Origin of the sequence: Flavobacterium sp. FlaQc-48 (assembly GCF_044007335.1) — a bacterium.
Taxonomy (GTDB): domain Bacteria; phylum Bacteroidota; class Bacteroidia; order Flavobacteriales; family Flavobacteriaceae; genus Flavobacterium.
This window is the reverse complement of record NZ_JBIPCR010000017.1, coordinates 94,523-117,446: the sequence shown is the minus strand read 5'-3', so window position 1 is coordinate 117,446 and position 22,924 is coordinate 94,523. Positions and strand designations below refer to the sequence as shown.

21 protein-coding genes and 3 pseudogenes are annotated in these 22,924 nt (G+C 32.6%); 5 read left to right on the top strand and 19 right to left on the bottom strand.

Annotated features, from left to right (window positions below):
- Nucleotides 1-43 precede the first annotated feature (43 nt).
- The 5 genes and pseudogenes from ACHRWY_RS22000 (at nt 44) to ACHRWY_RS21980 (ending at nt 3,888) form a co-directional block, all read left to right on the top strand.
- Entirely contained in the window at nt 44-1,315 is a 1,272-nt protein-coding gene (locus ACHRWY_RS22000; protein WP_395357546.1) for an acyltransferase family protein, read from the top strand.
- A 269-nt stretch (nt 1,316-1,584) separates the two neighbouring features.
- On the top strand, nt 1,585-1,962 hold the full coding sequence (locus ACHRWY_RS21995; RefSeq protein WP_395357545.1) for a hypothetical protein: 378 nt from the start codon (nt 1,585-1,587) through the stop codon (nt 1,960-1,962).
- 127 nt (nt 1,963-2,089) lie between these two features.
- A pseudogene (locus tag ACHRWY_RS21990) lies at nt 2,090-2,536 on the top strand (transposase); the annotation flags it as partial.
- 300 nt (nt 2,537-2,836) lie between these two features.
- Complete coding sequence (locus tag ACHRWY_RS21985) at nt 2,837-3,499, top strand: hypothetical protein (protein ID WP_395357544.1); 663 nt, start codon at nt 2,837-2,839, stop codon at nt 3,497-3,499.
- Between the two features lie 161 nt (nt 3,500-3,660).
- Nucleotides 3,661-3,888 (top strand): hypothetical protein, encoded by a 228-nt coding sequence (locus ACHRWY_RS21980; protein ID WP_395357543.1) that lies wholly within the window; start codon nt 3,661-3,663, stop codon nt 3,886-3,888.
- 45 nt (nt 3,889-3,933) lie between these two features.
- On the opposite strand, the gene ACHRWY_RS21975 is transcribed toward ACHRWY_RS21980, so the two are convergent.
- The 19 genes and pseudogenes from ACHRWY_RS21975 to ACHRWY_RS21885 form a co-directional block, all read right to left on the bottom strand.
- The gene (locus ACHRWY_RS21975; RefSeq protein WP_395357542.1) at nt 3,934-4,521 is read right to left on the bottom strand and encodes a suppressor of fused domain protein; all 588 of its coding nucleotides are present in this window, start codon (nt 4,519-4,521) and stop codon (nt 3,934-3,936) included.
- A 135-nt stretch (nt 4,522-4,656) separates the two neighbouring features.
- Nucleotides 4,657-4,980, bottom strand: a complete 324-nt coding sequence (locus tag ACHRWY_RS21970) for a hypothetical protein (protein ID WP_395357541.1) — start codon at nt 4,978-4,980, stop codon at nt 4,657-4,659.
- A 183-nt stretch (nt 4,981-5,163) separates the two neighbouring features.
- Nucleotides 5,164-5,649: a hypothetical protein gene (locus ACHRWY_RS21965; protein ID WP_395357540.1), complete on the bottom strand. Its 486-nt coding sequence runs from the start codon at nt 5,647-5,649 to the stop codon at nt 5,164-5,166.
- A 13-nt stretch (nt 5,650-5,662) separates the two neighbouring features.
- On the bottom strand, nt 5,663-5,941 hold the full coding sequence (locus ACHRWY_RS21960) for a DUF2380 domain-containing protein (RefSeq protein ID WP_395357539.1): 279 nt from the start codon (nt 5,939-5,941) through the stop codon (nt 5,663-5,665).
- A 96-nt stretch (nt 5,942-6,037) separates the two neighbouring features.
- Nucleotides 6,038-6,522: pseudogene (locus ACHRWY_RS21955) on the bottom strand (IS1 family transposase).
- A gap of 267 nt (nt 6,523-6,789) precedes the next feature.
- Nucleotides 6,790-7,425 (bottom strand): hypothetical protein, encoded by a 636-nt coding sequence (locus ACHRWY_RS21950; protein WP_395357538.1) that lies wholly within the window; start codon nt 7,423-7,425, stop codon nt 6,790-6,792.
- A gap of 74 nt (nt 7,426-7,499) precedes the next feature.
- Entirely contained in the window at nt 7,500-8,054 is a 555-nt protein-coding gene (locus ACHRWY_RS21945; RefSeq protein ID WP_395357537.1) for a tetratricopeptide repeat protein, read from the bottom strand.
- Nucleotides 8,055-8,079: 25 nt separating this feature from the next.
- Nucleotides 8,080-8,517, bottom strand: a complete 438-nt coding sequence (locus tag ACHRWY_RS21940; RefSeq protein WP_395357536.1) for a DUF4265 domain-containing protein — start codon at nt 8,515-8,517, stop codon at nt 8,080-8,082.
- Between the two features lie 66 nt (nt 8,518-8,583).
- Entirely contained in the window at nt 8,584-9,291 is a 708-nt protein-coding gene (locus ACHRWY_RS21935; protein WP_395357535.1) for a DUF4262 domain-containing protein, read from the bottom strand.
- Between the two features lie 36 nt (nt 9,292-9,327).
- Nucleotides 9,328-9,654 carry a DUF6572 domain-containing protein gene (locus tag ACHRWY_RS21930; protein WP_395357534.1) on the bottom strand — a complete coding sequence of 109 codons (327 nt, stop codon included), beginning with the start codon at nt 9,652-9,654 and terminating at the stop codon, nt 9,328-9,330.
- A gap of 93 nt (nt 9,655-9,747) precedes the next feature.
- Complete coding sequence (locus tag ACHRWY_RS21925; RefSeq protein WP_395357533.1) at nt 9,748-10,356, bottom strand: DUF416 family protein; 609 nt, start codon at nt 10,354-10,356, stop codon at nt 9,748-9,750.
- Nucleotides 10,357-10,474: 118 nt separating this feature from the next.
- Nucleotides 10,475-11,329 (bottom strand): hypothetical protein, encoded by an 855-nt coding sequence (locus ACHRWY_RS21920; protein WP_395357532.1) that lies wholly within the window; start codon nt 11,327-11,329, stop codon nt 10,475-10,477.
- Between the two features lie 164 nt (nt 11,330-11,493).
- Nucleotides 11,494-12,204, bottom strand: a complete 711-nt coding sequence (locus ACHRWY_RS21915) for a hypothetical protein (protein WP_395357531.1) — start codon at nt 12,202-12,204, stop codon at nt 11,494-11,496.
- Between the two features lies 1 nt (nt 12,205).
- Nucleotides 12,206-12,454 (bottom strand): hypothetical protein, encoded by a 249-nt coding sequence (locus ACHRWY_RS21910; protein ID WP_395357530.1) that lies wholly within the window; start codon nt 12,452-12,454, stop codon nt 12,206-12,208.
- Between the two features lie 279 nt (nt 12,455-12,733).
- Nucleotides 12,734-13,519, bottom strand: coding sequence for a hypothetical protein (locus ACHRWY_RS21905; protein WP_395357529.1), 786 nt, complete (start codon nt 13,517-13,519; stop codon nt 12,734-12,736).
- Nucleotides 13,520-14,121: 602 nt separating this feature from the next.
- Nucleotides 14,122-14,316, bottom strand: a pseudogene (locus tag ACHRWY_RS21900) (RHS repeat domain-containing protein); the annotation flags it as partial.
- A gap of 54 nt (nt 14,317-14,370) precedes the next feature.
- Nucleotides 14,371-14,817: a hypothetical protein gene (locus tag ACHRWY_RS21895; RefSeq protein WP_395357528.1), complete on the bottom strand. Its 447-nt coding sequence runs from the start codon at nt 14,815-14,817 to the stop codon at nt 14,371-14,373.
- A gap of 7 nt (nt 14,818-14,824) precedes the next feature.
- Complete coding sequence (locus tag ACHRWY_RS21890) at nt 14,825-18,304, bottom strand: DUF6443 domain-containing protein (RefSeq protein ID WP_395357527.1); 3,480 nt, start codon at nt 18,302-18,304, stop codon at nt 14,825-14,827.
- Nucleotides 18,305-18,327: 23 nt separating this feature from the next.
- Nucleotides 18,328-22,923, bottom strand: a complete 4,596-nt coding sequence (locus ACHRWY_RS21885; protein WP_395357526.1) for a DUF5977 domain-containing protein — start codon at nt 22,921-22,923, stop codon at nt 18,328-18,330.
- Between the last annotated feature and the right edge of the window lies 1 nt (nt 22,924).

Here is a 22,924-nt window from a genome sequence, read left to right as displayed (position 1 = left end):
AGTTTTTCTTTTAAATAAGTAATGAAACCAAAAAACCAAACCCATGACAAAAGAACGTTTAACCTCGCTCGATGTATTTAGAGGATTTACTATTTTATTAATGACTATTGTCAACAATCCCGGAAGTTGGGCCTCTATATACCCTCCGCTAGAACATGCCGAATGGCACGGCTGTACGCCTACTGATTTAGTTTTTCCTTTCTTTGTTTTTATAATGGGAACCGCAATACCCTTTGCAATGCCTGTAAAACATTTTGATGCCACTGTTTTTAATAAAATTCTGGTTCGTTCTTTACGAATTTTCTGTCTGGGATTATCTTTAAACTATTTCAGCAGAATCGAATTGTTTGGTTTAGAGGGAATACCTTTATTAGTGCTGAGGCTGCTGATTACTTTTGCCATTGCTTACGCACTTTTAGGCAATTTTACTTTAAAAGTTAAAACATACCTCGTTTTTGGAATCTTTGCTGTATTACTATCCCTGGCCTACAGCAAAATAGAAGCTTTTGCAGACGTAAGAATTCCGGGGGTTCTGCAACGAATAGGTATCGTCTATTTTTTCACTTCTCTTTTGTATTTAAAGACCAATTTAAAAACACAGCTTCTCGTTGCAGCTTCAATTTTAGTGGCTTACTGGCTTATAATGGCTTTTATTCCCGTTCCAGGATTTGGTCCTGCCAATGTTGAAAAAGGAACGAATCTCGCTGCCTGGTTAGACAATTCTGTTTTAAACGGACATTTATGGAGTGTTTCTAAAACCTGGGATCCGGAAGGGATTCTGAGCACTTTACCGGCTATAGGCACAGGAATTGTGGGAATGTTTATAGGGCAAATACTAAACCTGCCTATTGCGAAAACTGAAATTATAAAGAAATTAGCAATTTCGGGAGTTGTACTGTTGATTTCAGGTTTGCTCTGGAATACATTTTTCCCAATCAACAAATCGCTCTGGACCAGTTCTTATGTTTTATATACAGCCGGTATCGCTACCATCTGTTTAACCCTCTTGTATTATATTATAGATGTTGCAAATTATAAAAAATGGACTAAACTCTTTCTAATATGGGGAGTAAACCCCATGATTGTGTTTTACTTTTCAGGCATCATTCCAAGAGTTATGAGTTCGGTTAAAATGCAAAGCCCGGAAATTGGCGGAGAGGAAACCAATCTTCAAACATTAATTTATAAATACGGAATCGCACCCTGCTTTGAAAACCCTTTGAATGCATCATTGGCTTATGCCCTGTCCTACGCCGTTTTTTGGTCGTTTATATTGTGGATTTTATATAAAAGGAAGTTGATCTTTAAAGTTTAAAAAAATGATCATTCGCATCCATGACGAATACTGGTATAACCACATACAAAACCACTCTTTTTGGAGTGGTTTTATTGTTTTTAACAATGCCTGTTGTTTCTAAGGAAAGAATTTTCGTGCTATTAGTAAACATATCGGAGCAGCCGGACTTATAAACCGTAAAAAAATAATTTTAGGTACGTATTGCGGATAATTAAATAGAATCATATCTATAATTTTGCGCAAATCCACAAGAAAGGATTTCCAAAAACCTAATTAAACTAAATACTATGTCTGATTTTTTAAAACAATTTGGAGAAGATCTCAAAAAAAATGTTCCTGGTTTTATCGCAGTTTCTGTAGCAGAAATCAAAAGCGGAATGTCATATTATTCACAATCTGTTGTAAGTGATTTCGATCCGGAATTAGCCTCTGCATTTAATCTTGAAGTGGTTAAAGCAAAAATGAATGCTATAAAAGCACTAAACCTGACAGGTCAGGCTATTGACAATGTTATGATTACACTGACTTCTCAAATTCATATTGTTGATGTTTCTGACAATGGAGAATATTTTATTTATTTAGCAGTAGATTCTACCAGGGCTAATCTGGGTATGACAAAATCTATCCTTAATAAATATAAAAAAGAAATAGTAGAAAAACTATAATTGTAATTGTATTTTATAATAATAAAAAGAGAATATTCAAATTTGAATATTCTCTTTTTTTGTTGAATCTAATTTTTTCTAAACACAGATTGGTTTATATTTATTCCCTAAAAGCAAATTTTAACAAATGGAATTACGGGAGTACTTCGAGAGATATCCGGATGAAGAGACCTGTATTGAAGAATTAAAAAACAAACGCCTTCAAAATGGTTTAGTTTGCAGGAAATGTACACACACGGTACATACTTTTAGAAGAGTCGATTTAAAATTTCAATGTAAGAAATGTAAAAACAGACTTAGCCTGAGATCTGGTACCGTCATGGAAAATTCAAATTTACCAATTAAGTACTGGATGATTTGCATAGAACTCATGACACTCTCCAAAAGAAGATTCTCGATACTGCAAATGCAATACCTTTTGGGGCACAAACGCTACGAACCCATTTGGTTAATGGTACAAAAAATTCGCCTGGTCATGCACCACAGAGATGAAAAATACAGACTAAGGGCCTATTCTGAATTTGATGCCGAGTTTCTTCAAAAAATTGAAACACTCACTATAACCAAAATGAAGCTACAGAAACACCAATAATACATTTCATTTTTACATTCTTTGAAATGAATTGCAAAAACTGGATAAGCTTTCTAAATTATAAATTCGTCTAAACTTTTGAGCGTAGTCTACAGACAGCCGTACAGTTTTTTATGAGAACTCCTTAGGGTGCGGTTTTTTTTAAGATTTATTGGTACTCTGATTGTCCGTTTTCCCGATGATGAAAAAACTGGTTTTACACGTTTTTTCTTCTGTTACTTATGGAATACTTCTGTATATTTGAGAGTCAATTGCTACTTTTACTAAACCTAATAACCAACTATGTTTAAAAATACCATAATTTACTGTATCATCATTTTATCTTTTTATGCCTGTAATCGAGTTGAAAAACAGCAAAACAAAACGACAGTAGCTGTAAAAGACAGTTCAGAAAATGTAAAACCGAAACAAGATACTTTAAAAGTACTAACCTATTCAGTGGTTTATTTTGATTATAAGAATACGGTACTTAAGGAAGAATTCAGGGATTCCCTTTTTACAAAATTTTCAGATTTATCAACAGATGATAAGTTTACCTTGTATGTTCCTGAAGGAAATATAAATGATACTAAATCTGTATTTAAAATTTTTAATAATGCTGATGAATTGATCTATGAAAAATCATTTCAGACCAGTGAATTAATATACGGCTACGATTTAGAAGATATTAAAAGTGACAAAGAACTCGAAAAATACATTTTGTCCAGAGCTAAAGAAAAACTGGCCATAGATTCGTTTACTGACATAACGGATAAAGACGAAATAATAGAAAAAGACGGGATTTTAAACCAGCCGGAAGACCGTTTTGAAAATTATAAAGTATTTATAGAATGTCAAAAAGATAAAAGACCCTTATTTTGTATTTCACTTGCTGAAGAAGATATTACATTTATTGGTTATTCAAAAAAACTTAAAAAAGTAGTTGATATTATATATTGCTGTTAAAATAAAATTGTCCATACAGATAATTCCTGCTTATGAATATCAGCAAAGACTTAAAAAGAAGTACTTTATCGTGTTCTGCTATTCAAAGTCTGGATAATAAACAAGAAGTCATTCCCTTGACCTGATTAATAATTATATCCAAAATTTAAAACTAAAAAATAATGCATAAAGAAGCCCCTTATACCATCGGCCGTTATTTAAAACATCGTTCCGGTGTAGTAATAAAATTAGAACGTTATGAAACGCAACTGGTTCCAAGCCTGCACAGGTCTATTGACGGGCAAAATAGCAAAAGAATACCAAATTACAATTTTCTTTACGGTATTGACATCACTACCAATAAAACTTTTTCAGGACTTACCAAAGAATTTGAGCCCGTAAACCTATAAAATAACCTCGTCCACTAAGTGTTCAATTGTAAAAAGTTACGCATTCTATGAGAACTCTTTGGGGAGCGGGGGTTTAATAACACTATCTCTATTAGGATCTAAATAATTAAATTCTTTTTCATCAAACTTGTTTTCTAATTCTTCTACTCCATATTTCATTTTATATTCTACTTCATCCTCATGTATTGGTATGAGCCAATAAAACTTCAAGTTTTCATCAATAGAGTTTAAATATAAATTCTCTAAACTTGGTCCATCCAAATAAGGCAAAGAAATCAAACCATAACTACATTTTGAACTTTTTTGCCAAGGTATACCAAAATTCACAGTATGAAATAAGTCTAAATTATTTTCTCGATGATAATAAGCTACTACGGTTAGCAACTCTACCAATTTTTTATCCTGTATTTGAGAAAAAATATGAAGTTCTATTGGGTTCTCTTCTTCTAAAGTTGACATTCCACATGTAGCATATGTCCACATATTTCTTTCAATAGTAGGACTAAATTCTAATACTTTAAATCCATTGATTTTTTTATTAGTTTTCTCGTTATCCCAAACTTCAATTTTCGGCAAGTTTTTCCAATTAATCTTATAATGATCAGTTATTTTATTTTCTAAATTATAATCCATATTATTTCTTTTTTTTTGACTTTTTGAATAATTTGCCGCTTTGGCTCCTTGTCCATCTTAGGAACCAATAGCAACTGCTCCCGCAGCTGGGAAATGTCAAACTTCCATGTAGCAAAGGAAAAATTCACAAGAGCATTAAGCATCTTTTTTTCTATAACTCAACAAAAAATCAGCAATTTCAAGATCACTTATTTTTTTATTATTATTCACCAATTCTTCGACCATATCTTGTACCATATTTAATGGAAATAGATTTTCATAAGTTACGCCTTCAATATCTATAATAAGTTTGTTAGGTATTTTTTCAGCATCAAAAAAAACAATATCAGAGTGAGGATCTATCTTGTTAATCATATAAATATCAACTAAATCATATTCCAGATCAGGAAATTCTATATCTATAAATTTCTCGGCTTCCTGTACATTTTTTAAATATCTTACCAGTTCAATTATTTTCATATCTATAATTATTTATAGTTTGTTCGATATTGACATTTCATCCGATGGCTCAGATTGCAATTCGTGCCCACATAGTCTCTCAAAAAAATTACTGAAACAATTCATGGAGATTTAATAACCTTCTTCAACCATAACCTTTTAAATATCTATCTGAATGAGCATGAAAAAAATCAGGTCATCGGGTTAAATGATTTTGTAAGTTCCACTTCCGTCAAAGTCATTTTGTGAATCTGAATCTGCTAAGACTAATCCAATATCTGTTAACTTAAAATTTGAAACTATTTGTTTCCAATATTTTTCATTTATTAATTCATTTTCTGAATCAACTAAATCTTCATAATTAAAATATTTTAAAAATTCTACTAATATATCTTCCGAAATAAAGACTATTAATCCTGTATCCGTCGAAAAAAAAGAGAAATCTGTTAAAACAACTTCATCATAGTCTACTTTTATAATCTGATTTACATAAAAAATACTCTCATCTGGTTTATATAGTGCAAAAGGTGTGTCTGTGTAAGGGAAAACTTCGTTTCTAATATCTTTAGGCAAAATATTAGCTTTTAAGAATTCACTTTTTATCTCAGTTAAATATAGAGCATCAATAATATAATATTGCTTACCAATACTCAATTCTAAAGGTTCATTATTATTAGATAAGTTTTTCATTTTTTAACATTTTTTATTTATACGGAACATAACGAGAATGCTCTAATCCGTGTTTTTGTAACATTGATTCTACTTGATAAAATATTTGAGAAGGTAAAACATTTGGATTAGCCTTTATAAAATCCGCCCATTGCTGATTCCATTTTCCTTGACCATGAATAGATTTTAAGTGGTTTTTTGCACTTATTTGAATTGTATAATCATCTATGTTTTTAATTCCACGACTTGCAGACCATTTTCTAAATTGTTGAGAAAGTACATGATTTTGATGAAGCTTTCCTGCTTTAAGCAAACCACTTAATGCCCTTACAGACGTTGATGGTTTTACCTGTTAAATGCAAAATTTTTAAGAACATGATTTTAAAGGATAAACTTACTATTATATTGTTCAAATCCAAAAGTAAATCTCCAAAACCGCCGTAAAAATCACTAAGCTTTTACTAAAACAGATTGTTCTGCGGTTGAGTCTTTTTAGATGAATTCTGAGTGTCAAATTCTTCCTTTCAATATGGTTTGTCCCGAAACGTTTAACAGAATGTAATTTTTCTTGTGTCTGATGTAAGTGCAAAGCTCATCAACTTCATAAGTTTTACCTCTGCTGATAATTGGTTTGGAAATACCTCTAGCAATTGATACAATTCTTTTCAATAATGTTGTAGTTGATATTTTCAGTATTCTTGCTGTGCTTCTTATTCCTAATCCTTCTTTTGTGAACAACACTATCTCCTGATTGATATCCCTTTTGTAAGCATTATACCTATACTCAATCTGTTGTCTTTTTTGACAAACACAACATTTATAACGCTGATTACCGTTAGATTGAAATCCATTTTTTATGCATTTACCATTGCAAAAATTACATTTTATTTTCATGACCTAATTTGATACACTAAGGTACAACAAAAGCATTTTAAGGCTTTTTAAAGTATTAGAAAAAGAAGAGACGACTAGCTGGTCGTCTCATTTACTATTCAAAAATTATAAATCAACATTATCTTTCAGTTAGTTACATTGCTATTTTGTAAAAACACCTAATCTGAAACACTACCGATCTTTTTTAAATAAAAGTAATAAGACAAAGGTTTATAAGTCCCAAAAAACATTACAATATCCTATACTTTTTGCTAGTGTATTTATAATTTAGTTGTAATTTTCAATTCCCTTATTGCGTAAAATTGTTCTAATTACACTATATAAAACGCTAACATTCCAATCCTGATGGTAATTATACCCCCTATTTATATTTTGGGGATTCTCTGCTGAGTAAATAGAAAAGTAGGTATGATAGTTTTTCGTCCTGACATTCTCCCAGAGAATGTAAATTCTTTTCTCATTAAAGATTCCACTAACATTTAATGATATTCCTTCTTTTGAAAAATGCACATCACCAATTGTAAATTCACGACCATCATTATAGATATTTATAAAGTCATTAATTATATCAGCAAAGTAATAATCCCATAAGTTATCTACAATCTGGGAATACTGTTTATGAAGAATCTCTTTTTTATGCCCAAAGTAAGACTTAAAAGTGATTTTCAGAGTCTTGTCCTGCTTATTTCGGATAAAGATTTGATATTCTCTGCCGTAAGTGATTTCAAATTTAATCCATCGAATTCCGTATCTGAAGTCTTTTATTTCTTCTTTTTGAAAAATTGTATTTAGTTCATGAGATAAATCCTTATCTTCAAATTTTAAGAAGTTATGGCTAAAAACTAATTCCCTTATAGCATTATCAAAATAACCTCTTTTTATAAAAAATCTTTTTTCTTCCATCAACTAAAACGAAATTTCACCTTTAATAATACTTCTATATAAATCTCAAATTCTTAGAAAAACTGTCAAGCTTGCTAATACTTTTCTAAAAGCAGTTTAGCATTTATATTATTGGGATTTAACTTCAAAGCCTTTTCACAGTTTTGTTTACTACTCTTTTTTTTATTTAAAATATATTCTGATAAAGCTATTCCGTAGTAGCAGGCATCATTTTTTGGTTCAATTTCTAATGCTTTCTGATAATACTCTACTGATTTCTCATATTGCTTAATATCATAACATACAGCCCCTATATTGAAATAGGCTTTAAAATTTTCAGGCTCAATTTTAATAGCTTTTTCGAGTTCCTTTATTCCATTTTCAGTTTCACCATTCTCGATATAACTCACTCCGAGTCTGTATAAGCTATTGCCTTTGTCAAGATTTCTTTTTACACACTCTTTAAGTGCAATAATAGTCTTTGCACTTTCTGTTTGCGATTCATATAGCTTATCTGACATAGAAAGAAGTTCTGTATTTTTTATTTTAGAAATTTTATTTTCAAAAGACCTAATATCAGAGTCCTGTATGCTCTGGCTGAAACTATTAAATGCAATAAGCACTGTTACAAATAGTATAACTTTTCTCATTTTTTAATTTTCTTACTTTTTAATCTTATTTTTCATGACTAAGACATGCCTCTTTATAATCCAGTTTTTTATCTACGAATTCATTATTTAGAAAAATCTTAACTGCCTTATAGCAGATTTCTCTGGGAACATTTACAGAAATATGCCCTTTTAGATGACTGCCTTCCCAACCACATTCAAAACTTTCAATCTTTTTTGTGATATCTTCAATATCCTTTTCATTATAGATTATTAGCTGAATAGTACTATTTCCCGACTCCTCTAATATGTCGTCAAAAAATAACTCACCATTATCATCTTCAACACTGATTAAATCATCATAAGCTAGATTGGGAGCAAAAAAAGGTATATTTTTAATTCTATAGCCTGTTCCTTCGTTGGAAGCCCATACACTTTCCATGGCTATGTTACCATCCAAGTCATAGTATACTAAAGTTATCTTATCGTTTATTTCATTTATCATAATAAAATTTCAAATTATACCATTAAATACGCCATTAATATAAATTTAAAAATACTCTCTTTCTAGCTACCACTCCTGCCAATCGAAATTTCTATTTTCACGCCATAACCCTTCGCCGATTTTTAATTTAAGAATTTTACATAGTGAAGGATCTATCGCCAGTATTGTTCCGAGAGAAACTATTCTTATCTCTTCTTCTTGGAAATCTGGACCAGGACCTGAAAACATTTCCCATACATTATCTTCCCATCTGGTTAATTCCGTTATTGTTTTCCCTTTCAAAGAATCAATATCCGTTATTGCATAAGAATTTTTAGAAACGTTTAAATTCCAATCCATATCTAACCACTTCCAGATAGGATTGTCCGCTTTCTTTATTTCTGACATTAATGGAATATCCAGCGTTCTTTCTTTTGGAATAATTTGATACGCCTTAATTATATCTTCATTATAATAATCGTAAACTCCAAGCATCAGTTCTTTACTCCATGAAGTATCAACATTACCGAGATAAAAGCCATCATTTTTTGAGAGATAAAATTCAGAATCTACTGTCTTACCAGACACTAATTCATTGTAAATATACCTAAAGATTAGTTCATTATTTTCTATGGAAATATATCCTCCTGCTATTATTAATTCAAATCCAAGCTTTTCTGTTAAACCTATTGAATAGGAAAATTCAGGATGCTGTCCTCCATTGACTAATGTAAGGTGGTAATCATTTTTATCAATGTTAATCTTGATAATTTTTAAAAACTCTTCTCTATTCATCACTTTGTCTTAACGCTAAATAACTCAAATCTAATATTATTTATCCTCAAGTTTATAAAAATCAAAGGCATTGCCTTTTTCACTTAGAAATCTTTTTACGATCGCTAAAAACTCTTCAGCTGTTTTATTAGGATAGTACTTGAATACTACTTGTATCATAATTTTTTTATCAGCTTTATCAGGATATCTTTCAGCCAGCTGACCGTTTTCAATAAAATCCAGATAACTATTTATCTTCTCTTGTAACAGTAATAAATGTTCGTTCTCATCATTCCACTCTAAATGATCAGATATCGTCAGAACCAATACTCCCTGTTTGTCTATGGTAATAATATCAATTATGTTTTTATCCTCAACAGACATCTTTTTGGGTTTTAAAATTTAGTTCTACATTAATCAAAAAAATAAGGGTGCAAAAATACCCTTTATTTTTACTTCAATTTTATCGCATTTTTTTTAGATGTTATTCAATAACGATATGTCGATAATATCGTTCTTTGCCAATTCTCTAAGTGAAACTAAATCAATTACTGATAATGAGTCTGACTTTGAATTATTTAAATAATCTACAACTTCAAATTGTCTTTTTAATTCTTTCTGCATAAAAGGATCTTTCTCAATCAATATTTCCATTTGACTATCATTCATGTCCAGATCATCTCGTTCCTGAATAAACATGTCAACTGTGTCTCTAGCATATGTTGCAACATCAGCTAAATTTTCAAAATCATCATCCTTTAAAAAGAATAATGTACTCAATATTGATGTGCATGCATTTAGGGCAAAAGAAGCTAATATTGTACTGTAATCCTCAGTATCTGGAGTTAAATTCTCAACAACATTAATATAATTATCGATATTCTGGGATTTATTCTTCTCAATTAAATCCTTAAAGAGAGTTGAAATAATCTCCTCTAATTGTGATGGATCTCCATAACCATATTTTTTTGAAAAATAAACATAATTTGGTAATAGTCTTTCACATATCAATAACGAAAAAGTGATCTTTTTTTCATCATCTAAACCAGCTAGCTTTTCACTAATCTTAATTCTGTATTTATCCATTTACATCTATTTCTTTTTATTTTTTTTTAAGTTATCAAGAAGTTTCTGCGATTAATATATTACACCAAGAAAATAGTTTTACCTAAATATCATAACATTTTTTTTCTTATGCAAAATGTTACTTTTTCAATTGTTCCATTTTATGGGTAAAGTGCTTTTTATTAGTAAAACTTACATAATCCAATCCTATGCAAGGTGATATATCCCCATCTGTAACATCAGTACCCATAAATCGAAATGATTTTAAAGAAATCATTTTCTTTATAAATTCAAGTGATTTTATAACACCTGAATTATTGAATGCTAGTATTTGTAGTTTATTAAAATCTCTCACACACTCGTGATTTTTGATAGATTTACAATGATTAAACAATAGTGATTTAAGCGTTTTTCTACTTTTGTCAAAACCACAAATATCTTCCAGTTTTGTACAGTAATTAAATTCCAAAATTTCCAATCTATCGAATCTGTCCGAGCCTTCAAGTGTCGTTATTGTCGAATTATTTATTTCTATACTTTTTAGCCAATAAATATTTCCGATATCCTTTAAATTTTTGCTCTTGGGATTATAGCCACTATATATAGCTAGACTTTGGAGCGATTTGCAGCTTTCTAAATTTTTTTGCTTTAAACTCCAATCAAGCGTTAGCTTAAATAGTTTAGGAAATGATTGAAAATCAATCTCTCGGTTTTTACCCGAGAGAATTAATATTTCTAAATTTTTAAGATGGTGAATCCCTTTGATATCTTTTATTCCCTCAGAAATCGAAATCTTTTTGATCTCAGAATAGTTTGAAAGAAAATTGATATCATTGAGATAGTAGCCATGTGACTCATTAATAGCAACTCCATCAAGATTATTTTTATAGTAACAATCCATACATTGCTTTATTTTCTCTGAATCAATAATTATTGATCTAGTTCCATCTATATTTTGATAAACTTTAAAACCATCAACCTTAATAATGGACATACCTATATTTTTTAATATTTTATTATTTATTTAAGGAGTAACTAAAGCACCACAACCTAAACCGGTACATAACCTCCGTTATCAGTGTAACTGTGTTCTGTAACTGTTAGATGCATTAATTAACCACCAACACATCTGATACATTACCGGTTTTTTAGTCTTTTTTATTTAGTAAATTCTAATGGCAAGGATTCTCCTTTATCACTTGTAGAAACTGCTTTTAAGAATTCGTCATTTATACTACTAATTTGATAAATAGCTTTATGATTAAATCTTTCAGAAAATAATTCCAAAAACATTACACCATCATAAGAATCTAGCATCCAAGCTCCTTTATATTCCTTTTTCGTTTTCTCATCCCTTTCAATGAAAACCCTAAATTTAGTTTCGATTTGATTTAAAACTTTATAAGGTTCATCAGTAAATTGGATACTATTAAAATCTTTTATCCATTTCCCTTTCTTCAAAAATTCAAGAGTCTCAGTTATTACGAGGGGTGTACTGTTATCTTCCAACTTAATGAGACTTACAGTAGTTGTACTCTTTTCACCCATTTTAAGAGATAATTTATTAGAATCTAGTTTTAGGACACCATAAAGTATTTCCCCAGTATCTTCATAAATTAGCCCGTTATCTGTATTGAAAGTGTAAGGTACATCAACAATTTCATTGTCCCCAAGTGTTTTAATTTTTAAATTTTTATTGTCTGTAAAATCTAAAATGTAGCTATCCATAAATGAGTGCCAACCAGTTAATGCACTATTTACAGTATTATAAACAATCCATTTATTATTTATACCGCTATTCTTTGTTTGACCTTCCATATTAACCATATAAAAAATAGAGATTATACTCGAAATTATTTTTTTTTTCATTTTAAAAAAAGCTTTTTACCCAAACATTTATTGCTTCTAAAGCCGAAACTCTAGCCCAAAAGGCTTCTTTACTTTTTATATTGCTTTGGATTGGAGAATTTACTCTTGATCCCACTTTTGTAGTACTGACACGAACATTTCCTAAATGATCTTTGTACTGAAATACATATTTTTGATTAATAGTATCAAAATACCCTTCTGACGTTGGGAAAAATTGTAACCCAGAGCCAGATGTTGTATTTGCTGACAAAACCTGTTGATTAATCACCCCATTACGACTTGCCTCAACTGGCGGATTAGGAACAGGATCATAACCATCAATAGGTGGGTTGTATCTCCCGGATCATCCGGTACATAACCTCCATTATCAGTGTAACTGTTTTCTGTAAATGTTAGATGCCTTAATTAACCACCAACACATCTGATAAATTACCAGTTACATTGCTAATATGTAAAAACACCTAATCTGTAACACTACCAAAATTTCTGCGCTAACGTTGTCGACATATCTAGAACGTTCGTTTTTTTTTTAATTTACATTAACTTCAAAAGAAAGGGTATCAGTAAAAACAGGTGTTACTTTGTCGTTAAATTCATAACGGACGATACTTCTTATTGTATTTTTACCTTTTTTAGTTAAGACTTCTTCTACATCAATTTGAGTAGGAAGAATGTGTTTTTGAGTTCGCTTAACTTTAGAATTATCAATTCCTAAATTCTCTACTTTAAAACTACGTTTTGCATTAGGAATATTAGCTACGATATAACTATATTTTAATTTATCCCCGACTTTTAAATGCTGTTCTTTTTTAATGCTAAATTGCTTATTATGAGTGTATTTATATTGATAGGTTTCTATTTGAAAATGACCATCATATTTTGTTGCTCCTTTTTCATCAAAATGAATAATAAAAGAAGATTTTCCTAAATCATCATACACTACATATTTTTCGAGTAAACCATTTGGATTATAAAAAATGCTCTCTAAAGTTACGTCTTTATTTTTTCGAAAATGAACTTCCTCTATTTTACCATTATCATAATAATACGAGCATTTTCCATTAATTTCACCATTAACAAATTGGCCTTCAGATATTTTAACCCCTTTCTCGTTATAATTTATAAATTTACCATTTAAAATGGTGTCGCCATTTCTAACAACATATTCATTTGTTCCTATTAATCTTTTATTACTATCATATTCTTTTAAAATATACACTTTCTCGTCTTTAAAATAGTACAAAACAAATATAAATACCAATAATAAAACTGATAAGATTAAAAATATTACTTTATAGTTTGATTTCTTTTTCATTCTTTCTTTTTTTGCTGGGCATCATAAATATCTTTTCTTACCCAAGTGCTATTTCCTGTTTTTTGATCGTGAGCAGTTTCTACAAATTCTGTTCCACTGGTTGAGTTAGGTTTAGATTCTTGTTTGTTTCCTTCTTCTGTAGAATTAGTTACTGTGTTTATTGTATCTACTCTCCCTTTAACGCCAGCAGTAACACCAGTAGCACTAAGACCATTTAAAAAATTTTTAATTAAAGTAGCTAAATTACCTAAAGCTGATACTTGACCTAAACCTGGTGCACTTCCCCCAATGGCTGGAATGTGTGATGCTTCAAAAGAATCTGTTGCAGTACCTTTTAATCCTGATGTATCGCCTGATCTATCACTACCCCAAATAGTAAAACCATTTGTAATATCAAAAGCAGATTTATCATTATTAAAGTCTTGGAGAACTTTTCCATTATAACTTATTTGTTTTGTGTCTCCATCCATTAAAAATCTATTTCCGTTTACATCAGTGCTTCCCCATGTATGGCCTAAATTTTCATAACCTAGTCGAGAACTATGACCATCTTTCCAAGAAACATTTCCTGTAAGTAAATTTTTGTACCAATCATTAGGTGCCATTCCGTCTGGGTCAATAAAATAAATAGGATTATCAAACGCATAATTATAAGGCGAGTATCTTCTCATTTGTTCAGCCAAAGGATCAATGCTCATCCAACGCCCAAGTGCAGGGTCATAATTCCTTGCACGATAGTCGTACACATTAAGCGCTAGCTCGTCCTGGAGCTCTTTTCCGTTGTACTTATACTTATATTACGAAACATTTACACAGCTGCCAGTAAAACTCTTCCAAGAGCGAGTTGCATATTACCAACAATCCTTAAAAAATGAATATGTACTTCTTAAATTTTCAGCTATTTTTCCTTCCTCATCATAGTAGTAGTATTCTTTTTTATTTTTTTTATAAATCCAACTTTTCAATGTATTATCACTATATAACGTGTCAACAGATTCATCATCTTTAACTATAAAAGCATAGTTGTATTCATTGAATTTATCAAAACTATTGTCTTTTAGATTTTTAACTTCTTTAATAAAATCATTGTTTCTAATTCTTAGATATACATGTTCGTCGGGAAAAGACCAAAAGGATTTTTCCATTACAGCATAAGGCTGAGTAGTAATTGTTCCCATAAATTTAATTGCTAAAATCTCTTCATAATAAATCTTACCATTATTATTAAATGTTTTTTTTCTAACATTACTGCATGAGCTAGCTAAGATTATTAAAAGAATTAATACTTTTATTTTCATATTTTAATTATTTTTTAGGCTTGTTTGACAAAACACCATTCGTAATTACTGGAGCAGCATAATAATTTTTCCTTGGATACTCTTGTAGCTTAATATTAATTTGAGAAGACAAGGTTGTTGCTCTTTTTTCTTCTGCATTTTTAAAGTATGGTGTTTCATTTCTTGTAGAGATATCGTCTGTTCTTGAGTTATAAGCATTCTTATCTTTATTCCAACCATAAGCATGCATTATTTCATGTCCTACTACAGAAGTTGGTGAATTTATCCTAGTATCACTGCTTAACTTAGTTCCATTATACAAATCTTTAAAATTTTTAGCATCTATTTTATCATTGTACATAACACCTTCACCTCTATTAAAATGTATTGTACCAATAACATTGTTAGAGCCATCTTTCCATTTTCCCTTACTCTCAAAATCTCTTCCTTTTGCAAAATGTGAACCTAATTCTGCTCCTCCCTCAACAAAAGACAACTCTCTTTTATCATCCATTAATGTTTGCATAACATTGACTGTCTCACCGTCTATTTCAATATTTGAAGCAACATACAGTGCATCCAGAGCCCTATAAGCATCAGCTAAAAAGCCATCAACTCCACCTTCGACTTTTGAATAATCTCTATCTTTTTGATAATTATATCTACTTTTTCTTTTACTATCTTCTCCATAATAAATATCAATAAAGTTACCATCTGGGTCAATAAAATATATTGGATTATTCATAGCATAGTTATAAGGAGACATAGGGTATGCAAGTTCTCCCATCGCATCTATATTCATCCACCTACCAAGTGTTGGGTCATAATTACGTGCGCCATAATCGTACAAGTTCAGTGATAGCTCGTCTTGGAGCTCTTTGCCATTATACTTATATTTACTAGCTTGATTTGTAGAAGTTACGACAGCATTGTATCCTTTATGTTTTAACCCAAAAGGATAATAATTATTCTCATCAATAATTTCAGGAACTTGTGTTTCTGGGTTTCTGGCATAACTTATCCGAACATTGCCTAAATGATCTTTGTACTGAAAAACATACGACAAAGCGCCATTCTCATTTTTTACATACCCTTCTGCTGTGGGGAAAAACTCCAACACATTATTCTTGTACTGAAAACCTCCCAGATAATCCGTTGTCGTTGCAACGCTATTTTCGGTTACGATTTTCTGTAGCTTTTGCCCTGCTGCATTGTAAATATACTCAATCGTTGCAGTTGTTCCAAATGTAATTTTCTTGGGCAAGTTGAGTTGGTTGTATGTTATTTGGGTAATGTTTTTGTTTTTATCCGTGATCATGTTGCCATTAACATCATAACGGTAATCGTCTCCTGTTTTATTAAAATCATTAAAACCACTTGTATTATTAGAATGGTCCGTTACTTTACTCAACTGGTTTGAATTGGGGGGATAGGTATACCCCAGATTATCGATCTCCAAAATTCCTATCTGGGGGTCCAGGTCCCCATTTCTAACAAGGGACATGATATTGCCGTTTTTGTCGTAGCTTAAATTTTCATCATATGCATTGGTAATAAGACCGTTTTTCTCATAAATGGCATTTTTTAATCGGTTTAGATCGTCATATTGATAACTGTAAGCCCGCTCTGCATTATCGGCCGCGGTTCTCCAGAAAGTTTCGGCAATATTGCCATTGTACAAAGCCTGAACTTGTGAATTTCCGGGTTGATTGTCGTAATTGATCTTAAAGGCAAACAAATCTATGGGGTCTGAATCGTGTTGTAGGTTATCTGTATTATTGATCCCCATAAGCCAGCCCCTTACATTATAGCTGAAATGTACTTTTTGCAATGGGTTTGCAGTTGTATTACCCACATTTTTTATAATCAACTGCCCTAAATCATCATAGGTGTTGTCGGCTAAAAGCTGTACGGCACCTTTGTTGATCTGATGGGTATGGGTAAGCAAGCGGTCCTGCGGGGAATAGGTAAACTCTTCTCTTGTCGTAATTTCATTATCTCCCGGGGTGCGTTTGTGCCTGGTGATGGTATACTCTGCTTTTCCTGTAAAATCAAGTTTGCTGTTGGTAATGGTGTATCCGCCTAAATGATTTTGCAGCTGTGTGGCTATTGGCCGTGCCTTTCTATCATAAAACGTGGCCGTTGTTTCTCCTGCTGTGGCATCGGGTGTGGTTATTACCCTTGTCCAGTTTCCGGTAACCAGCCCTTTGTTGTTCGCCAAAATATCCTGCCCTTCAATAGTAGGGGGCATTGAGGGGGCATTGGGATAAGCATAATCATCGTAATAATTTACCGTTAAAAGCTTAAAATTGGTTGGGGCAATGGCATTGCTGTAATTTACGGCAATACCATCTATAGTTCCTGATGTTTGTCTGGTCTCAAACAAAGTCGTTGCGGTGTTCTGGGCATCCTGCAATGCTTTTCTGGTGATCGCGCCAGATGATTGGTTCATCCAACCGGTATAAACCGGATGGCTAAAGACATCGTATTTGGTAATAAGCCAGCCTTGTGTGTTGTCATTTTTAAAAGGCGAAAAAGCAGGGCCTTTGGCAACAGGCCTGTCGAGTTTATCGTAAACAATAAATTCCCATTGTTTTCCGGGCAGTTTTTTTTCGACCAGGCGATTGCGGTAATCGTATTTGTATTGATAACATAAACCGTCCAGAACCCCGCTATCGATTGTACCGGTTGCTTTTGGCGGCAGTACGTAAGTCAGGTTTCCGTAAATATCATATACATAGTAAGTATCGTGTCTCACCCCTGCTTCGTAAGTACGTTTTAAAATTATCTGTCCTTCTAAATTTTTAAATTCTATTGTAGAACCCGCAGATTCGTCCGGGATTGCAGCCGAGTTCTCATCGTAGGTTATGGTTTTGTATAATTCATTTGGGTCATAAGTACCGTCGTCTGAAAAACTAATATCGTACAAGCCCAGACCCGCCTGCCAGGTTGCCGTGGCTGTGTATAACCTTACTGCATCGGTGTCATGGTTTGTCTGATAATCCATTTTGATTTCGTGGCCGTTGCCCATTTTCCAGGAAGTTCCCGGAGCGGCTTGTTTTAAAACCCTGCTTAATGGCGAAGCCTCGAGTTGTTTCTCTGAGAACGGATTGCCGGTATTCTGATACTGGTCAGCCTTATAAAAATTTAGGGCCGCATTTAGGGCCGCAGCGGGATCAATTCTGGGATAACTGTTGCCGCCATTTGGCGATGCATAAGGCAAATGTTCTTTGACCTGCCTGCCAAAACCATCATATTCTACAGGGGTTATGATATCCTTGCCATTTGCTCCCTGACCAATAGCAATGGTTTGTACGGGACGGCCTAAACCGTCAAAGTAAGTTACATTTTGGATGAGCTCGTCTTTGGTGAGTGTATGGAAATTGGCTGATTTTACCGCTTTTTTGGGTGTGGCAGTGTAAATAAAGTTATCATCGCTGAAAGTTTGGGCGGTTAAACTTAAAGGTGCAAATAATGACAGAATAAATAGGATAATGTATTTTTTCATACCGTTTATTTTTAAAAATTATATTAATTTACAGTAAATGATTGCACTTCAACTGTACTGATAAAGTTTAGTTGTAATTCATATATTTTACTAGCCTGACCTGCTTCGAAAGGAATTACTACAGTTTTAGTCGCCCAAGAATTAATTTTGGGATAATCATATTTAATCTTAACCGTAATACTAGTAGTGGCATGATTTGCCGCAGAAGCACTAAGTACTATCCAGGCCTTTCTTAATTGAGGCTCGTAATCATTAATGACAGCATTGTAAGTAACTGTTGTGCATGTTCCATTTGTATTGGCGTAATGCTGCCCATCTCTATTAAAGGCAACAAGGCCTGCCAAATCTACATCAGCCTGAGAAACAGTCGAAGTGTATAAACCGGCTGTCTGAGTATAATTTACAGGAGAACCCAATCCGCCTGAAGTACAATTATCTTTTATAAAAGATCCGCTTCTGGCCACACTATAGAAAGTACATATACCATTGGCATTAGCATAAGCTTGTCCTTTATTGTTAATTTCTAATTGGGCTTTAGAATCTGCTGCTGCCTGGGAATCCGTTGAACTGTATAGTCCTGTCGGAACATTGTATGTCACTGTTTCCGGCACACCTCCAACTGCACAATTATTTTTTGTAAATGACCCGCTTTGTGCTGCACTATAAAAAGTACAAATTCCTTTTGCATTGGCATAAGCCTGGCCATCGGTATTGAATTTTGTCATTCCCAATGCATCGGCATCGGCCTGAGAACTATTTGAAGAAACAACTCCGGCTCCCTGATTATAAAGAACTGCTGAGCCAGAACCTCCGGCAGCACAATTATTTTTAGTAAAGTAACCACTTTGCGCAGCACTATAAAAAGTACAATTTCCTTTTGCATTGGCATTCACCTGACCGTTTGTATTTAATATAGCTAAAGCCTGTGCATCTGCGTCTGCCTGTGAAATATTGGAAGAGGTAATTCCTGCTATCAGTCCGAATCTTACATTTGAACCGAATCCTCCGGCATCACAATTATTTTTGGTAAATGTGGCGTTCATAGCTATATTGTAAAAAGTACAATTTCCATTGGCATTGGCATTAGCCTTTCCATTTGTATTAAATATAGCCAGCGCCAGCGCATCGGCTTCTGCCTGTGAAGTGTTCGATGTACTTACTCCGGCGATCTGACTAAACGGAACACTTGTCCCAAACCCTCCTGCAGGACAATTGCTTTTTGTAAAAGAACCACTTCTGGCAGCACTTTTATAAATAAACACACCTGTCGAACTATTATCAGTACAATCGACTTGCTGTCCTTTATAATTGTAACAATATTTTTGAAGCACATTTAAATCCTGATCCCTTACAAATTTTAATCTTTCAAAAGAATCATATTCGTAATAAGAAGAAATGCCTTTAGGATCTGTTACACTGGTTACCCCAACCAAAGGATTATAGGTATAAGTTGAAACAGATGTATTGGGAAATGAATTTCGAAGCGCATTTAGCTCATTTCGCAGCAATTGCTCCGTACAGCTGTCTGACATGCAATTATCATTATCGGCATCTGAGCGTGACTGCAAACTTGTTATGGTACCAGAGGGAATAGAAGCATAGCTCATATTTTCAATTTTAGCAATAGGCTGGGTTTTATTATAGCCCCATATTATAGCAACCGGTGTACCTCCTTCAATTGTATATTGTAAAATATTACCTCTATCATCGTATTGATTGTAGGTGATTTTTTTATCAAGACTTAAATTTATCTCCTCAATACCTTTATTAACAAATACTTCTTTTGGAAGCAACAAATTACTAGTTTCTTGACTTTTATCATAGATTATTAACTGATCTGATATTTTAGCACCTCCCTTAAAAGCTTGTATTTTTAAAGCAGGAATAATGATATTTGATGTCTTTAAATCTGTTATATAGGGTTGACTTGCCATTTCTAAATCTGGCGCATAATAGTATTTCGTTTCAAGAGTTTCCTGACTTGAGTTTATTGTGGTTTGTGATGTTAATTGCAGATGAGCCGGATTATGATAACTAAAATTGGTTTTTGTCTTTATTGGATTTAATCCATTTAAATCATAAATCTCCTCCGTGCTTTCTTTTATATAATGCCATTGAGATCGAATTATATACCTTGTAATGTCATAACCTTTGATCTTATCAATTATTGACCAAGAGCCTCCTGAATAAAGATCGCGTTGGTTAATACTATAACCAAAACGTTCTTTATTTAAAACAGGATTTAATTCATAACTGTTTACTATTTTTTTTGTTGTGATGTAGCTATTCCTATTTTTAGAAAAATATTGTGTTTCGATTTCATTTCCGGTTCCAAATGTGGTGTTAAATGCGGTTCCCGGAACATAAAGTCCTCGTAATGGCTGAGCAATCTCAACAGGCGTATTCATGAATTTATGCATTATACCTCCAGCTGAAAAATTCTCACCAATACTCTCCACAACTGACGTATATCCTATATGACTATTTTGTTTGGTGTATAGAGGACATAAAGTGCTTGATGAGAGGGTAAGGATATCTGTTGCTGTAAGTGCGTAAGATGGATCTCCGGACCAGGTACTACCTGTCCAGTCGTGATAAGTTTTTAATGTGATAGATGGAACAGGAGGTTCTATAACACCACTTGAGCAACTTAAACAGGAAAGATTACCATAATAATATTCTTTTATTTCTTTTTTATTTTCATTATCAGTGGTTATCATTTTAGATAATCTTTGTCCTCCGACCTCGATATTAGCATCAATCGAAGTATAGGCTGAGTCATAAAATGATGTACTAAAATCTCCTCTTATACACTCAAACGGAACACTTACTTTAAATCGATATTTATTTCCTTCTACTAAATCAATATAATGTTGCACAATAGTTGGAGCTGCCACTACAGAACTGCTAATATCATAAACCTTGTCTCCATTTGGGATCACAACATAGATTCCCGTACCATTAGCAGGAGTAGTAAAAACATCAGATCCGTTTTCAGCAACTTCAACAGTTAATGTTGCTTTTATATGATGTGATGGCCAGCTGCTTTCCCAACATCTAACTGTTCCTGCACTGAAATAAAGCGGAACTTTTTCCTGAGAAAAAGGAATTATTTCTGATATTACAGTTTGGCTTTGTGAAAATTGATCTGCTGTATTTGAAATATTGATAGCAACTTGTTTTTTACTTGGATAGATCTGTTTTTTACCAAAATAAGAATGGGGTTCGTAAAACAATTCATTGAATCCTCCTGTTGGATAGGTTATCGTTTTTAATAATCCATTTTTACTATAAAGTCCGTTAGGCTTTTTATTTCCTCCAACATTACCAAAAATATTTTTTAGTGTTGACGGAGAAAATTTACTCCCTGAATAATAATAGTCATCATCACTTACCAAATAAGCATTAGATTGTTCTCCATTAAAGTATCCCCAATAATCTTGTGCATAAGAAAATCTGGGAGGAATTTTATCATAATCATAATAGGCCAATTGATAGGCTGGTTTAGAAATTCCATCGTTAATTTCCGTAATACTGGTCAAAAATAATCTTTTACCATATTGTGGCTCGTAAGTAATATGCGGATTACGATATTCTGTTTCCAATGACGATGTAACTAAATCATAACCTAATATAAATTTTTTAATACTTTTTTGGTGAATATCTTCAATCTCAATACTTTCGATTTTTTTTGTATTAGATACCACATCCCTCGCAGCATATACAAAAGTGACTTTACCAGAATCAGATGTTATTGAATTAAGTATTACTCCTAAAACTCGTGATTCACTAATTACTAAATTTTGCCCGGAATAAGAACCGCTCGAACTCTTGCTTCGGGCAACACTCTGTGATAAACCAGCATCATAGGAATAATTCGACACACTATAATTAAATGTTACTGTATCTCCCGAATTTGGATTTTCAATCTTACTTATATACCAACTGCTGGGTTCTTCACCAGTCCAAGTGTTGTGCCCAGATAATTTAGTTCTGTACATTATCTTTTCAGTAGAGGCCGAGCTTCCAAACCAATATATAATACCACTAGGGTCAGTAATTTTAAAAGCATATGGCCCTAGAGGAGTTCTCTCTATTTTTAATGGTGATGGATTTATTAATACTGGAATTTTATTTTCATTCAAATAGAATTTTCCTGAAAAGCCATTAAAATTAAAAGAATACATATCATTTGCAGTATCATAACCATCTTCTCCATTTGTTGCATTTTGTAAATAAGTAAGTGTTTCGGCAGTATAATCAGAAAAATTTGGAACTGCAGCCGTTTGGTTTTCATCAGCATCGTCCATAATTGTTCTGGTAATAGCTCCGCCTGCAATTAAAGCCCAACTTAATCCTACATCAGATGCCATTTCATCTACTCTTATTCCATTTGAACTATAATTTAACGAAATAGGAACCACAATTTTTCCAGTTGCAAAACTATATAATGGAATATCGACTTGCGGTGTTCCTGTAAACAGACCTACTGGTACTTGTCCATATTTCCCAAGAGAAGCTGCATTTGGTGATGGAGGCATTATATTAGGGATATCTTGTGCAATACAATAAATTGTCCCTAAAAAAAGGTATGTAAAGAATAATACTATTTTTTTCATC